Source organism: Aerococcus sanguinicola (genome assembly GCF_008726925.1).
Lineage (GTDB): Bacteria > Bacillota > Bacilli > Lactobacillales > Aerococcaceae > Aerococcus.
Genome location: NZ_VYWO01000001.1, coordinates 651,842 through 666,726, shown reverse-complemented (window position 1 = coordinate 666,726; position 14,885 = coordinate 651,842). Strand labels below are relative to the sequence as shown.

13 protein-coding genes are annotated in these 14,885 nt (G+C 46.0%); 10 read left to right on the top strand and 3 right to left on the bottom strand.

Annotation, left to right across the window (positions count from 1 at the left end; translation table 11 throughout):
• Positions 1-3 precede the first annotated feature (3 nt).
• Both gatB and F6I03_RS03195 read left to right on the top strand, forming a co-directional pair.
• Positions 4-1,431 carry an Asp-tRNA(Asn)/Glu-tRNA(Gln) amidotransferase subunit GatB gene (gatB, locus tag F6I03_RS03200; protein WP_070626237.1) on the top strand — a complete coding sequence of 476 codons (1,428 nt, stop codon included), beginning with the start codon at positions 4-6 and terminating at the stop codon, positions 1,429-1,431.
• Between the two features lie 126 nt (positions 1,432-1,557).
• A complete protein-coding gene (locus F6I03_RS03195) occupies positions 1,558-2,811 on the top strand; it encodes a hypothetical protein (protein WP_224788483.1) in 1,254 nt (417 codons plus the stop codon).
• 139 nt (positions 2,812-2,950) lie between these two features.
• Here the strand turns inward: F6I03_RS03195 and F6I03_RS03190 are convergent, their stop codons facing one another.
• Together F6I03_RS03190 and F6I03_RS03185 are read right to left on the bottom strand one after the other, a co-directional pair.
• Positions 2,951-4,015, bottom strand: coding sequence for a methyltransferase domain-containing protein (locus tag F6I03_RS03190; RefSeq protein ID WP_070431196.1), 1,065 nt, complete (start codon positions 4,013-4,015; stop codon positions 2,951-2,953).
• Between the two features lie 52 nt (positions 4,016-4,067).
• Positions 4,068-4,442, bottom strand: a complete 375-nt coding sequence (locus F6I03_RS03185) for a TIGR02328 family protein (protein WP_070431197.1) — start codon at positions 4,440-4,442, stop codon at positions 4,068-4,070.
• 118 nt (positions 4,443-4,560) lie between these two features.
• On the opposite strand from F6I03_RS03185, the gene F6I03_RS03180 reads away from it, so the two are divergent.
• The 5 genes from F6I03_RS03180 to F6I03_RS03160 all read left to right on the top strand — a co-directional run bounded on the left by F6I03_RS03180 (position 4,561) and on the right by F6I03_RS03160 (position 9,776).
• Positions 4,561-5,388, top strand: coding sequence for an exodeoxyribonuclease III (locus tag F6I03_RS03180; protein ID WP_070431198.1), 828 nt, complete (start codon positions 4,561-4,563; stop codon positions 5,386-5,388).
• 421 nt (positions 5,389-5,809) lie between these two features.
• On the top strand, positions 5,810-7,282 hold the full coding sequence (locus F6I03_RS03175; RefSeq protein ID WP_070431199.1) for a C40 family peptidase: 1,473 nt from the start codon (positions 5,810-5,812) through the stop codon (positions 7,280-7,282).
• An 86-nt stretch (positions 7,283-7,368) separates the two neighbouring features.
• Entirely contained in the window at positions 7,369-8,100 is a 732-nt protein-coding gene (locus F6I03_RS03170) for a helix-turn-helix domain-containing protein (protein WP_070626008.1), read from the top strand.
• Entirely contained in the window at positions 8,025-8,918 is an 894-nt protein-coding gene (locus tag F6I03_RS03165; RefSeq protein WP_070430008.1) for an IS3 family transposase, read from the top strand. Before F6I03_RS03170 ends, F6I03_RS03165 begins: the two co-directional genes overlap by 76 nt.
• 510 nt (positions 8,919-9,428) lie before the next feature.
• A complete protein-coding gene (locus F6I03_RS03160) occupies positions 9,429-9,776 on the top strand; it encodes a hypothetical protein (protein ID WP_070698450.1) in 348 nt (115 codons plus the stop codon).
• Between the two features lie 91 nt (positions 9,777-9,867).
• Here the strand turns inward: F6I03_RS03160 and F6I03_RS03155 are convergent, their stop codons facing one another.
• Positions 9,868-10,848, bottom strand: a complete 981-nt coding sequence (locus F6I03_RS03155) for a nuclease-related domain-containing protein (RefSeq protein WP_070430349.1) — start codon at positions 10,846-10,848, stop codon at positions 9,868-9,870.
• A gap of 326 nt (positions 10,849-11,174) precedes the next feature.
• Between F6I03_RS03155 and F6I03_RS03150 the strand changes: the two genes are divergently transcribed.
• From F6I03_RS03150 to F6I03_RS03140, 3 genes are all read left to right on the top strand, one after another.
• The gene (locus F6I03_RS03150; protein ID WP_070430348.1) at positions 11,175-12,590 is read left to right on the top strand and encodes an alanine/glycine:cation symporter family protein; all 1,416 of its coding nucleotides are present in this window, start codon (positions 11,175-11,177) and stop codon (positions 12,588-12,590) included.
• A gap of 764 nt (positions 12,591-13,354) precedes the next feature.
• Entirely contained in the window at positions 13,355-14,122 is a 768-nt protein-coding gene (locus tag F6I03_RS03145) for a YveK family protein (protein ID WP_083309249.1), read from the top strand.
• Positions 14,122-14,853 (top strand): CpsD/CapB family tyrosine-protein kinase, encoded by a 732-nt coding sequence (locus F6I03_RS03140; RefSeq protein ID WP_070626201.1) that lies wholly within the window; start codon positions 14,122-14,124, stop codon positions 14,851-14,853. The genes F6I03_RS03145 and F6I03_RS03140 overlap by 1 nt, the downstream gene beginning before the upstream one ends.
• The last annotated feature ends 32 nt before the right edge of the window (positions 14,854-14,885 follow it).

Below are 14,885 nucleotides of genomic sequence, written 5' to 3'. Positions count from 1 at the left end.
AGCGTGAATTATGAAACAGTCATTGGTCTAGAAGTCCACGTCGAACTTAAGACCAAGTCTAAAGTCTTCTCGAGTGCTCCCACAAGTTTTGGAGCGGCCCCAAATGAAAATACCAATGTGGTGGACTGGGGCTATCCTGGTGTCCTGCCCTTTACCAATAAAAGAGCCGTTCAGTATGGCTTGAGAGCAGCCACTGCCCTAAATTGTCAGGTGAACCCTCGCCAATACTTTGACCGGAAGAATTACTTCTATCCTGATAATCCCAAAGCTTACCAAATCTCCCAACTCGATAAACCTCTCGGCGAACATGGCTATGTAGATATTGAGGTCAATGGTGAAACTAAGCGGATCGGGATTGAACGGATCCACCTAGAGGAAGATGCCGGGAAGAGTATCCACTCCGGCCAAGGCTCTCTCGTTGACTTGAACCGCCAAGGCACCCCGCTGGTTGAAATTGTTTCCGAAGCAGACATGCGCTCACCTGAGGAAGCCTATGCTTACCTGGAAAAAATTCGTGAAATTATGATGTTTATCAATGTTTCGGACGTGAAGATGGAAGAGGGGTCTATGCGTTGCGATGCTAATATTTCCCTCCGTCCTTATGGCCAAGAAGCTTTCGGGACCAAGACGGAAATTAAGAACTTGAACTCCTTCAATAACGTCCGCCGCGGCCTGGCTTACGAAGAGAAGCGCCAAGCCCAAGTCCTAAATAGTGGGGACCAGGTCTTGCAATCTACCCTGCGCTGGGACGATGCCAACAATAAGACGGTCTTAATGCGGGTGAAGGAAGGGGAAGCAGACTACCGTTACTTCCCAGAGCCTGACCTCCCACCATTCACTGTGAGCCAGGAAGAATTGGATCAGATTAAGGCCGATATGCCAGAGATGCCAGACCAACGGCGTCATCGTTATATTGAAGAATTTGGCCTACCAGAATACGATGCTAAGGTGTTGACCCTAACGCGTGAAATGTCTGAGTTCTTTGATGCAACGGTTGCTGAAGGTGCTGATCCTAAACAAGCTTCTAACTGGTTGATGGGTGAAGTTTCTGCTTATCTCAATGACAATGCCAAGGGACTCGATGAAATTGGTCTGACACCAGACAACCTAGCTGAAATGATCCAGCTCATCCAAGATGGCACCATCTCTAGCAAGATGGGTAAGAAGGTCTTCAAGCACCTCGCTGAAGAAGGCGGCAGTGCTAAAGAATACGTTGAATCAGCTGGCCTGGTTCAGATTTCTGATCCTGAGCAATTAGTGCCAATGATTAATGAAGTCATCGATGCCAACCCACAATCCTTGGAAGACTACCAAGCTGGTAAGAAGAAGGCAATGGGCTTCTTAGTTGGACAGATTATGAAGGAAACACGAGGACAAGCCAACCCACAAGTGGTTAACCAACTCCTCAAGGAAGAATTAGATAAACGTTAGATTTTGTTTGACTCCTCTGTCTTAGGGCAGGGGAGTTTTTATAGGTCTGCTCTTATCACTAGCATTAAAATAATTTGTCATTATAATTAAAGTAAAGACGATGCTAGTGAACGGAAAGGACTTATTATGGATAGTAAAATAAAGAACATGTTCCATATTGGACTGGCTTACTTGGGTGTCATCATTGGGGCTGGTTTTGCAAGCGGTAAGGAAATGTTGCAGTACTTTGTCAGCTTTGGTAAGCAAGGGATTTTAGGAGTGGCTCTGTCAGCCTGTCTCTTTATTATAGGGGGCATTGTCCTCCTCCAATTTGGGTCCTACTACAAGGCCCAGGAGCACAGTGAACTCTTCAACCATATTTCTTCACCCATCGTGTCAAAAATTATTGATTTTATTATCAATATGAACCTCTTTTGTACAGGTTTTATTATGATTGCTGGTGCGGGGACCAATCTCAACCAACAGTTTGGCCTGCCAATTTGGCTAGGGGCCTTGATCTTATCAGGCCTAGTCATTGTCACAGCCTATATGGATGTTGACCGGGTGACGACCTTGATAGGGGCCATTACACCTTTTGTGATTATTTTTCTCATTGGTATTTTGATCCATACCCTGATCCAACAGCCCATTCCCTTTGATGAGGCCATGGCAATGTCCGCCGCCCAACCGACTACCCTACCAAATTGGTTGATTTCCACTTTAAATTATTCCTGCCTAGCCTTGATGTTGGCCATGTCGATGGCTGTCGTGATTGGCGGGGAACAGTATAGTCCCAAGCAGGCGGGTTTTGGAGGCCTCTTCGGCGGGCTTTTGGTGGGTGCCTTGTTATTTGCTTCCTTCTTCTCAATCAGTTTAAATATTGACCAAGTGGCGGGAACTTCTATGCCACTGTTGGCCCTCTTTAATGCGATCAACCCGACGCTGGGCGTAGTTATGGCGCTGATTGTTTTCGGGATGATTTATAATACGGCGATTGGGACTTATTATGCCCTAGCTAAGCGGGTATCCCGGGCCCAACCGGAGAAATTCAGCCGTAACATGATTCTTTTAATCGGGGTGGGTTTCCTGCTGTCCTTTATCGGTTTTGAAACCTTGGTGGCTTATCTCTTCCCCTTTATTGGCTATTGTGGTTTCTTTGTGATTGCCTTACTGATCATCCAGTGGCTTCTGCGCTACCGTCGGATTAGTAAAGAGAGCGGCATCCGCGACCGTTTACTTGAACATGAGGAGCGCCGTTTGTCGGATGACTATGATTTTGACCGCGAGGATGCGGCTCAAATGCGTGAACTCTACGATGCTTCACGTGTAGATAATAAGGAGCTTTATGATGAAGTGACAGAGATTGGTCAGGAAGAGTTTGAAGATGAATCGGAAGATTAAAGGCTCATAGACGCGAGGGAATCCAATAGATACTGAGTCAGAGTAAAAGGCGCCCAGAACATTTGGAGATGTTCTGGACGCCTTTTGCTTTGAACTTTTATCAGTTTTCCTTCATCAGATGAATCAAGTCAAGCTTATACTAGCAGCAGCAAGACGAGCCAGCTTGAGCGCTCGATGTTTCAGCTTCTTTGCCTGACTGTTGGCAGTTAAAGTGGCCAAAGTGTTGGCTACGGTCCCCAATGATTTGGAAATAGGGGGAGAAACGACTGTGTTCGAGCATGGCACAGCTATTGCCGCATAGTTTCTGGGGCAGTCCCTTATCGAAAGAATGGTCGAGGTCGAGGAAGAAGCGGTCTTCATGTTCAGGAATACCCCCTTGGTAGATAGCAATCTGTCCATATTCTTCACAGGCATCTTCCAATAGATCAGGTAATTTAAAGGCACGGACCGTTGCGGAAACAAAACGAATGTTACCGACTAGCTTCTCGATCCGACCGTTGCCGATCGGTGCGTCTTGCTTAGCCGTATAGCGAAAGTCTAACCAGCCGACCTTCTGCATCAACCGTCTAAAATCAGCCTCATACATGGCTCCAGCTAGGCATTCGCCGAGGAGGAGGGTGTTTTGGCTAAGGTCTTCCGGTAGGCGTCGGTCAGCGAAAATATCAGAGAAATAGAGTTCGCCACCGGGTTTTAGGATGCGCCATATTTCTCTAAAGACGTCTTCTTTATGAGGTGAGAGGTTGATGACACAATTTGAAACGACAACATCAACGGATTCGTCAGCGATACCCAGGGATTTAAGGTCTTCAATATAGCCTTGTTTAAAGGTTACATTTGAAGCGGCATAAGAGAATTTCTGAGCCATCTTATCTTGGTATTTTTGGGCAATAGCTAATTGGTCTGGATTCATATCCACGCCAATCACCCGTCCCTTCTCACCAACGAGATAAGATAAGGTATAGACGTCCAAACCCGTACCACAGCCTAAGTCGAGCACAGTTAGGCCTTCAAGTAGGTCAGGGATGGGCGAGCCGCAGCCATAGAAGCGGTCTTTAATTTCTTTTGGAATTTTAGAGCGGATCCGCTTGATTTGGCGAGGAAGGCTTTGTCCAGCTAGTGAACAAATTTGTGTGGCCATCTCACCCTCCTGTTCATTGGTGATTTGGCTGTAATAGTCTTTAACGGTTTCTCTTTGGTCTGTCATAATATCCTCCTTAATTCATAGCTGTCCTTACCTTTAATTATAAAGCAAAAAATTAATTGTCAAAAGATAAGTGGATCCCCTTTGCTCTAAGATTTTCTAAGCATTCTTCCCTATAAGAAGCGTCGTGTTCTGGATAAATGGGCTGGGGCAAGGAAAGGGGCTCTAAGTCGGGGTAGGGGGCACAGCGCTTTCCCCGGTAGTTCTTGTCCTCCCAGGCGGGGTCAGGCTGGTAGCCGCGCCGTTTCATTTCTTCAATAACAAGTTGGTGGTAGGCGTAGAGCCGGTAGGGGGAATACTTGAAGATATAGTCCACTGTTGCGTGTTTCTTCCCCCAGCCTGCTCCTCTTAGGGCGGCACATTCCCGGTGCTGGCCGAGGAGTTGCTGGCGGGGGAGGGCTTTGATAAGGTCTTGGTGCCAGAGTCTCATGTGGCTTCTCCTCCTTTATAAATAGTTTAACATAGTTTCTAATCAAGCTTTGGATGGAGCAGGAGGCGCTTTTTATGTTAAACTAGATGCACGATTAGACGAAGGAGTTAGTTAGACTATGAAATTTATCTCTTGGAATATTGATTCGCTGAATGCAGCGCTCACGAGTGATTCTAACCGGGCGCAGATGTCGCGGGAAGTTCTAAAGACTATTCAAGGCTATGAGGCCGATGTGATTGCTATCCAGGAAACCAAGCTATCGAGCAAGGGACCGACAAAGAAACACCAGGAAGCTTTAGCTGAATGGTTCCCTGCTTATCGTTATGCCTGGGTCTCTTCAGTTGAGCCAGCGCGCAAGTCCTATGCGGGGAACATGGTGCTCTATAAGGAAGACTTGGATCCCGTGATTACTTACCCACAGATCCAGGCCCCTGATACCATGGACCAAGAAGGACGGCTGATTACCCTCGAATTTGAAGACTTTTATTTCAACCAAGTTTATACCCCAAATGCTGGTAATGGCTTGAAGCGTCTGGCAGAACGCCAAGTTTGGGACCAAAAGTATGCCGACTATCTGGCCAGTTTAGACCAAGACAAGGCCGTGGTCGCTACAGGAGACTACAATGTCGCCCACCAGGAAATTGACCTGGCCCATCCAGAGAATAACCGCCGCTCGGCCGGCTTCACGGATGAGGAACGTCAGGGTTTTAGCCAGCTTTTAGACCGCGGCTTCACGGATACCTTCCGCTATCTCCATGGCGATGTGGAAGGGGTCTACTCCTGGTGGGCCCAACGTGTCAAAACCAGCAAGATCAATAATTCAGGCTGGAGGATTGATTATTTCTTGACCAGTGACCGGCTTCAAGACCAGATCCTTAAATCAGAAATGATTAATTCTGGTGACCGTCAGGACCACACGCCAATTTATTTGGAACTGGACCTCTAGAAAGGAACCCTCATGCAGAAAAGATATCCTAAATTCTTCCTCTTTGTTTTCATTATTCTAATTCTCGCAACCATTTTCTGGCTAGCTAAGGGCTAAAAGTCTATATTGGGGCAAGAAAAAGAGGGCTTTAACAAAAAAATAGCCGGTTTACTTTACAGTTGTGTTACAAAACTTTGAATTTTATTTGAAGAGACGGGTCTTGGCGAAAAAAGTGTAAAAATATTTTGAGTCCGATCAAAGGCTTAACTTAAGGAAAAATTGGCCTGACAAGCTTTCTAAGCTTATTTATTGGAAGTCGTCAAGGATTTTTTTGAAATAAAGTGAAATAATTTGTAATCTAACTGTTATCCCAATTTGGGGGAAAGATGGTTATAATAATAGAGAATTAAATTTTGAGTAAAACTCAGGGGGTAAAATTTAAATGAGTAAATTAAAAACTATGGTAGGAACTTCATTAGCAACGACCACAGCTTTACTAGCATTCGCACAAACAGCGTCTGCTGATGAATTATACAAAGTAAATGCTGGCGACACCTTGTCAGCTATCGCTAACAGCTTTGGCACAAGCGTTGATGCCATCGCTAAAGAAAACAATATCAAAGATGTTAACCATATCTTAGTGGGCCAACAATTCAATATCCCAACAGAAACGGTTAAAATCGACACCCAAGCTAGCCAAGCTGCTAGCCAGGCTGCAGATGCAGTTTACCACGTTCAAGCGGGTGACACCTTGAACCAAATTGCTGCTAAATTCAATACAACGGCTGATGCGCTTCGTCAATTGAACCAAATCAGCGGGGACCTTATCTTAGTTGGCCAACAATTAAAAGTTAAGGGCCAAGTAGAAGCAGCACAAACGACACAAGCTGACCAAGGAGAAAACGGTAAAGTTGTGGCTGATACAGTAGCGACTGAAGCACCTGTCGTTGAAAAAGAAGCTCATGTGATTACTATTAATGGTAATACTTATACCGTTAAAGCGGGCGACACCCTTCCTGCGATTGCACAAGCTGCAGGAACTTCTGTTGAAAGCTTACGTGCTTTAAATGGTTTATCCAGTGACTTTATTTATGCTGGCCAAGTTTTAGTCCTCTATCCTGAAGTAGAAGAAACAGCACCTGTTCAAGCAAGTGTTGCAACTTACCAAGCTGCTCCAGAAGATGCTGAAGAAATCGTAATTGCACCAGCTGCTAAAGAAGAAGTTGTGGCCCAACCTGCTAAGCAAGAAGTTAAGGAAGAAGCAGTAGTTGCTCAACCTGCAAGCCATAGCCAAGAAAATGCTCAGGCTGAAGAAGCTAAGGCTCAAGCAGACGCCCAAGCAGCAGAAGCTCAACGTCAGCAAGAAGCCCAAGCAGCGGAAGCTCAACGTCAAGCTGAAGCTCAAGCAGCAGAAGCCCAACGCCAACAAGAAGCGCAAGCAGCAGAGGCTCAACGTCAACAAGAAGCCCAACAAGCTGAAGCTAAGCGCCAACAAGAAGCTGCTCAAGCTCAAAAACAACAACAGCAACAAGCCCAACAAAATAACCAAGGCAACCAAAATGTTGTAGCAACTGCTCGTCAATACAAAGGGGTTCCTTATGTATGGGGTGGTAAGACACCAAATGGTTTCGACTGCTCAGGTTTCACTAACTATGTTTACCGTGAAGCAACTGGTCAAGACATCGGCGGTTGGACAGTTCCTCAAGAGTCAGCTGGCCCAACTATCGCAGTTAACCAAGCACAAGCTGGCGACCTCTACTTCTGGGGCAACCACGGTTCTAGCTACCATGTAGCCCTTGCAACCGATAACCAAGGTGGCTACATCCACGCACCTGCTCCAGGTCAAACCGTAACCGAATCTAACGTTCAATATTATGCACCACACTTTGCTGTAAGCATGCAAGCTTACCAATAAGATTAAAGAAAAAGTCGAGACCTACCCTGGTATGCTCCCCCTAAAGTAGACACTAAAAAAAGTAAACTACTTTAGGGGGAGTTTTTATGCGTTCAAATAGAAAACATTCACCAGCAGAATTGGCTAACTATATCCATCTATATAAAGAGGGAATTTCCTATGATGAACTTTGTGATCAATATGGTCTCTCAATCACTTCATCTGTCTTTAGACGATATTATCTCAAATATCTAGAACATGGCTTTGCAGGACTAGAATCACAGATAAAGAATAATTCTTATAGTGAACAATTTAAGCAGAAAGTGGTTCAAGAGTACTTGAAGAAGGAAATATCCAGCCTAAAACTTGCTAGAAAATACAATATCCCTAGTGATTCGACTGTTAGAAATTGGATTATCAAGTATACTAAAGGGGAAGAATTAAAGGATTACCATCCGAAACCCGAGGTGTATACAATGAAAGGTCAGAAGAAAACATATCTGGAAAAAATTGATGTCGTTAAAGATTTCCTTGAACTAGGTATGTCTTATAAAGAGACTGCCGAAAAACATAAAGTTTCTTACAACAACGTCTACTCATGGGTGCAAAAGTATAAGAAATATGGTCCTAATGGACTTATTGATAGTAGAGGACGGCGCAAACCAAGTATCATTCAAACCGAAGAAGAGAAATTACGAACAGAATTAGCTGCGCTTAAAGCGCGTAATGAGTACTTAGAAACAGAGAATGCTGCTCTAAAAAAATTGAAAGAAGTGGAAAGAGAGTTGATGTCCGGCGGACAAAATACCAAGCGGAATTTAAAACAATCGAAAAATTAAGCCAGGATGGGCACAAAATAAGCTTCTTGTGTGAATCGTTAGGTGTCAGTCGATCGGCTTACTATAAATGGCTCAATCGATCCCCATCCATGACAGAACAGCGCTTAATATGGTTGATGGATTTGATTCAAGAAACGTATGACAAATATGATGGCATCTATGGTTATCGCCGAATCACAATTTATCTTAATTATTTTAAGCATGCGAAGGTTAATCATAAGTGTGTTTACCGCCTCATGAAAATAATGGGCTTAAAATCTGTCATCCGACGTAAGCGCTACCGATACAAAAAAAGTAAGCCTCAACACGTTGCAGAGAATGTACTGAATCGTAGATTTGATCAAGATTATGAATCGATGCAAGTGCTGTTGACGGATATTACAGAATTTAAATACGGCTATAACTATAGTTATAAAGCTTATTTAAGTGCAATCCTTGATTACGGAGCTAATAAGATTGTTGGCTTTAAATTATCAAGAAGGAATAACAATCAGCTCGTTAAAGATACGATTATTCAGGTAGAAGAAGAGTTTATTCCCAACGAAACCATTTTCCATAGTGATCGCGGTTTCCAGTATACGTCGTATTTCTTTAAGAACTTTATCGACGACAAGCAATTAATTCAAAGTATGTCTCGTGTAGGAAAGTGTATTGATAACGGACCAATGGAAAATTTCTGGGGCATCATAAAAGAAGAGATGTATCGATTGAAGATATATGAAAGCTTTGAACAACTTGAGGAAGATATCAAACGCTACATAGAATTTTATAATACAGAGCGTATAACACTAGATATGGGACTCAAAATTCCAGCTTAGATCCAAGAGTAATTAGCCTTTTGGCTAAAAATTTAAAATTGAATTTAGTTTTCAGTTAGACTGTCGAGGCTTGTTTGGCTTGCCTATCTTTTAAAACAGCTGATAGGCTTTGTCAAGGTGGAGAGCGGAGCGGACCTTGACAAAGACTTGAAGCTGTTTACGCTCCATCTTTGACAAACAAGCCTAACCTCTACACTACCTTTCATATTAAATGTTATGAAATATCGTATTCACTTTAAATGTTATGAAATATCGTATTCACTGATAAATTCTATTTTAAAATCCAAAATAAAAACCATGCATGACAAAAATCACACATGGTAAAAATTTATTTATTTGCCTGTCTACTTGACAGGGGGCAGTTCACCCGCCGTGGCGGTGCTTTTCCTTTGGGATAGAGTGGTTGGCGGGCGTTGGCCCGCCGTCCTTATTTTGGATGAAGAAGGGGGAAAGCAGAGGCGGGGGCCTCTGCTTTGACCTTATGGGGGTGCTGAGTTAGGGAAGAGTGCGATGTTTAGAATAGATACGGATGCAAGCAAGGTAGATCTGACCGTATCTCGTGAGGAAACGGTCATAAGTGAGGTCGTTCTGACCGTATCTCGGGACGAAATGGCCATAAGTAAGGTCGTTCTGTCCGTATCTCGGGCGGAAACGGTCATAAGTGAGGTCGTTCTGACCGTATCTCGGGCAGAAACGGTCATAAGTGAGGTCGTTCTGTCCGTATCTCGGGACGAAATGGCCATAAGTAAGGTCGTTCTGTCCGTATCTCGGGCGGAAACGGTCATAATTAGGGTCGATCTGACCGTATCTCGTGAGGAAACGGTCATAAGTGAGGTCGTTCTGACCGTATCTCGATAAGCACCGGCCAAAAGCAAGCTAGAACTGTCCGTTACTTTTTCAATTCAAGGATAATTTAGTAGCAATGAATAGGGTATAGGGTATTTTTGATTTATGTCAGATATTTTTCATGGATTCGGTAGTAAACTTGCGCTAAATGCAGGGGATATACAATTTTTTCATACATATCGTTATCCCTCTTATAAGGATTGTCGTAGGTATTCCGCTTTATTCGTTCAAAGCGACCTGTTAACACACGTCTTAGCCTCCTTTCACCACACTGATCGCCTAAAAACTTTCTTGCTAGAGAAAAACTCAGTGGCTGATCATATAGGAGCACAGCTAACTCATAAAGATGGCGCGTAATTAGCTGGCTTGAATCTTCAACAAATCCACACTTGTCACAAGGAATGCGTCTACGATTATGAATATCTCCTAAACGCCCCCGACACCGCCAACAATATAGCCCGCATCGCATCCGTGCCCAGTTGTAGGCTGTGACTTGGCATTGCGCATAGGGGTTGGCGACCAGCTTGTCTTGGACACGGGTGAGGACTTGGTCGGTTCGATAGCGTGCGGGTTGTTGGGCTAAGTCTTTCAAAAAGGCCAAAATATCGTTGCGGCATAGGATACCGTGGCTAAAAGAGTCGTCCACAGTCACTTGGTGGTGCTCGTTGATGAAGACGAGGTAGCCTTGCTTGGCTTGGGGACGGCCGAAGCCAGACAGCTCTTGGTTGAAACGGTCCACCATCCGGTCCAGTTGGATAAAAATATTGTGGCGCCAACGCTTATCATTGTGGTAAAAAGTTCCTGCTTCATAACGGACGGGTGCCCGATAATTCTTGACATCAAAGAGGTAACAGCCGCTGGAACAGACTAGGACCAAATCAACCTGGGTGGGGTTGGCATCGCCAAAGTAACAGTCCGTCAACAAGGCAAAATCACCTGTCAAATACTTCTTTAAAACTCGGTGGAATTCCCATTCACCCCAATAGCCCTGGCGCAGGGCCTGCAAGCGCTCGGTCTGATCGTCATCCAAGGCCTGGCGATGGGCTAAAATTTCTAAAGATAATAATTCATGATTCTTCTGCATATGATATCCCTCCTAATGATATATAAACGAAAAAGTCTAAAATTCATCAAAAGAAAAAAGATGTCATAAAATCTATCTCATATAGGTGCAAAAATTGTTCAAAAATGTAAAAGCGCTCATGAACTAGGTGATAACGTAATAAAACATAACATCAAACAAATTCCCAAAATCACAACAAATCCCCTCTAAGATACGTCATAAAATCTTACGCCGTTCATCTAATCATAAGCACAACCAATCATAAAAACCTTATCTAAAATTGACGGCAATTATATCTTCCCTTATTCTAAAGGCAAAGAAAACTTTTTAAAGAGGAGGAGATTTGGATGTCAGAAATGATCACAGGATTCCTAAGTCCTATCAGCGACTTCCTATACTATCCAGTCCTGATTGTCTTATTACTTGGAATCGGCCTTTATTTCACATTCCGAACCAAATTTGTCCAATTGAGTAACTTGAAGGAAGCCATCCAGGTGGTGCTAGAGGCGCCGGAAGAAGAGGGATCGGTGTCTTCCTTCCAGGCCCTGATGATTTCAACCGCTTCCCGGGTGGGGACGGGGAACATTGTGGGGGTCGCCACTGCCATCTGCCTGGGTGGCTACGGGGCGGTCTTCTGGATGTGGGTGGTGGCCCTGATCGGTGGCGCCTCCGCCTTCATTGAATCGACCTTGGCCCAGATCTATAAGCGCCGGGACATCTATGGCGAGAGCTATGGGGGACCTTCCTACTATATCGAATCGGCCCTCCACAGCCGGACCCTAGGGATTATCTTCTCCATCTTCCTGATCCTGACCTATGCGGTGGGCTTCAACATGCTGGCTGCCTTCAACCTGCGCGACTCCTTCCAGGTCTATGACTTTTACAGCCCTCAGTGGACGCCAATTATTGTCGGCGCCGGCCTGGCCCTCGTGACGGCCTACTGCGTACTAGGTGGGGGTAAGCGGATTATCCAGTTCACCAGCTTCCTCGTGCCCTTCATGGGGATGATCTATGTGGCGGTTGCTGTTCTGATGATTATCCTCAACCTCAACTACATGCCGACCGTCTTCAAGCTCATCTTCCAGGATGCCTTCAACTTCAAGGCCATCTTCTCCGGGATCGCTGGTTCCAGCATGATGTACGGGATCAAGCGGGGACTCTTCTCCAACGAAGCGGGGATTGGGTCTGCTCCGAATGCTGCAGCCGCTGCCCATGTCTCCCATCCGGTCAAACAAGGTCTGGTTCAAATGATGTCCGTCTTCATTGATACCCTGGTCATCTGCTCGGCCACAGCCTTCATGTGCCTGAGCTCAGGCGTCCAACCAGCGGCTGAACTATCAGGAGCGCCCTATGTCCAAGCCGCCCTCTCCACCTTCCTGGGCGGCTACGGCAACCTCTTCATCACCATCTCGCTCATGCTCTTTGGCTTCACGACTCTGATCGGTAACCTCTACTATGTGGATAACAACCTGGCCTATATCTTCGGCAAAATGCCCCGGGCCTCCTTCATGGTCGCCTTCCGCTTGACCGCTGCTGGGATCATCTTCCTCGGCGCCATCCAAGAAGCGGACCTGGTCTGGCTCATGGCGGATGTCATGATGGCACTGATGGCCCTGATCAACTTGCCATCCATCCTGATTCTGTCTAAAACAGCCCTGGCTGCCCTCAGCGACTACAACAAGCAACGCCGAGCAGGACAAAAAGCAGTCTTCTACGCCCGCGATATCGGACTCGACGACAGCCAGCTCGATTATTGGAAATAAAACCGTATCCCAATAGTGCTAGAGAGCATTCGCTCCGCTTTGAGTTTGGTCGTTAATAAGCCGCGGAATCGGTTCGAGCCAAGGTCTCTCACCTAGCGAGATTCAAACGGATCGTACGGCTATTCGCCTACGATCCGTAATTCTCTTTAGTCGGGTTCGCAAGAGCAGCTTTGGAGTGCTTTCGTAAGTCGGAAACGTGCAAGTGGTACTTGCCCTTATTCCGTCTTACTCCAAGCATCCAAAGCTCACCGCTCTTGCTCTCACCCTTGGCCGTGCTTGTTCGCGGCTAACAACCAAACTCAAACTCCGCTACTGCTCAAAAAATATGGCCGCCATGACTGGTGCTTAGTTAATTACATTCGGGCTATAAAATAATAGCTAACAAAGTTCCCCTTAGAGTAGAGGCTAGAAAAACTACGCTAAGGGGATTTCTTTAGTCCGTTGGCCCATCCAATAGGCAAGTGATTGACTTGTTAAGGACCAACTTCAAAAGCAAAACGGATGCTCATGAGGCTAATTCATATAGGCATCAAGCAATCTATTAATCGCACAATCGTTTAGTTAGAGGAGGGATTGTTAAATTAATGTATACTGTCACAGATTTGTAACAAAAAAAGTGTGAAAAAAGAGTGAAATATCTTATAATTTCCTTTAAGATTATAGATAGTGTAAAAAAGTGTCGGCTAAAAGAGACCTGACTTTAGACGACCTTTTTTTGTGAATAGAAGCCGGTGACCGCTAAGGGGCACCGATGAGGAGGCAATATGGAAACGACTGAAGAAATCTCGCTAGTAGAACTCTTTCATATTCTACGGCAGGGCTTAGGACGCATTATCGTCACCACCGTGGCAGGCTTGGCTATCGCAGCCGTGCTCACCTTTGTCGTGATGACACCTAAGTATCAATCAACGACCGACTTGGTGGTTAATGACACCAACTCAAACAGTGAACAGGTGGACCAATCCACCCTCCAGGCGAACTTGACGCTCTTGAATACCTATCAGAGCATCATCAAGAAGCCTGTCGTCTTGGAGAAGGTGATTGAGGAAACCGGTGTGGACCTGAGTGTGCAAGAACTCAACGACATGATCAGTGTGCAAAACGACAACAACTCCCTGGTCTTCTCGGTAACGGTTCAGAGTACCTCACCTAAAGTGTCGGCGACCCTGGCGAATTCCATTGCCAAGCACTTCTCTGAAGAAGTCAAGCGGATTATGAATGTTAACAACGTGTCGATCCTGACCGTTGCGGAACCTGCCCAAGGACCCGTCTCGCCCAAACCGATTCTCAACCTCTTAATTGGGGCCATTATCGGAGGCGCGATTGGCGTCATCTGGCAGCTTATCCGCTATGCAACAGACCGGACCGTTAAGGACGAGGCCTTCTTCGATGAGATCGGCCTTCCCGTCTTGGGCATGATCCCTGAAATCTCAGACAAAGAAGTCGCTGAATCCCGGCTCAAGTCTCTCTCGAGCCAAAAAACTTCAGAAGCACGTCGGACCTTCCGCCGGCGCAAAGGAGGCGAGGACTAATGTTTAACCGCAAAGGCAAGAAACTCGAACAACTCAACCGCAACCAGCGTCTGGGGGCCTCCATGATTACGGCGGTCAAGCCTAACCATCCGACCTCGGAAGCCTTCCGGACCGTGCGGACCAATATTGAATTCTCCATGGTGGATGGGACTCTTCATTCCCTGATGTTAACCTCAACTGGACCCTTCGAAGGTAAGTCCACGGTCGCCGCTAACCTGGCCTCCGTCATGGCGGACACCGGCAAGCGGGTCCTCCTGGTTGATGCCGACATGCGCAAGCCAACCGTTCGGAACACCTTCAACTTGAAGACCAATTACGGCCTGACCAATCTCTTAACCCAGTCTGAAGCGCAGACCATGGACATGATCCGCTATGTGCCAGAAGCCAATGTCTATGTCCTGGCAGCTGGTCCTAAGCCACCTAACCCCTCGGAACTGCTCCAGTCCAATAAGATGAATGATCTCATGAAGACCCTGGAGACCATGTTCGACCTAGTCATCTATGACGCGCCACCCCTGCTCTCAGTGGCCGATGCGCAGATCCTCTCGCGCAAGGTGGACGGCGTGGTCTTCGTGGCCCGGGAAGGTATCGCTGAGCGGCCCAATATCGTCAAGGCCAAGGACCAACTCGATGCCGCAGAGGCCAACATCCTGGGTGTGGTCTTCAATGGCGTGTCCAAGGCCCATGCGGGTTATGGTTATGGCTATGGTTATGGCCATGAGGAAGAATAAGACGACTTAATTAGCCTATGACTCTTCCTGGA

Coding starts and splice junctions, on each gene's coding strand:
- F6I03_RS03195 (WP_224788483.1), top strand. CDS start 1,558: ATGGATAGTAAAATAAAGAACATGTTCCATATTGGACTGGCTTACTTG.
- F6I03_RS03190 (WP_070431196.1), bottom strand. CDS start 4,015: ATGACAGACCAAAGAGAAACCGTTAAAGACTATTACAGCCAAATCACC.
- F6I03_RS03185 (WP_070431197.1), bottom strand. CDS start 4,442: ATGAGACTCTGGCACCAAGACCTTATCAAAGCCCTCCCCCGCCAGCAA.
- F6I03_RS03180 (WP_070431198.1), top strand. CDS start 4,561: ATGAAATTTATCTCTTGGAATATTGATTCGCTGAATGCAGCGCTCACG.
- F6I03_RS03175 (WP_070431199.1), top strand. CDS start 5,810: ATGAGTAAATTAAAAACTATGGTAGGAACTTCATTAGCAACGACCACA.
- F6I03_RS03170 (WP_070626008.1), top strand. CDS start 7,369: ATGCGTTCAAATAGAAAACATTCACCAGCAGAATTGGCTAACTATATC.
- F6I03_RS03160 (WP_070698450.1), top strand. CDS start 9,429: ATGTTTAGAATAGATACGGATGCAAGCAAGGTAGATCTGACCGTATCT.
- F6I03_RS03155 (WP_070430349.1), bottom strand. CDS start 10,848: ATGCAGAAGAATCATGAATTATTATCTTTAGAAATTTTAGCCCATCGC.
- F6I03_RS03150 (WP_070430348.1), top strand. CDS start 11,175: ATGTCAGAAATGATCACAGGATTCCTAAGTCCTATCAGCGACTTCCTA.
- F6I03_RS03145 (WP_083309249.1), top strand. CDS start 13,355: ATGGAAACGACTGAAGAAATCTCGCTAGTAGAACTCTTTCATATTCTA.
- F6I03_RS03140 (WP_070626201.1), top strand. CDS start 14,122: ATGTTTAACCGCAAAGGCAAGAAACTCGAACAACTCAACCGCAACCAG.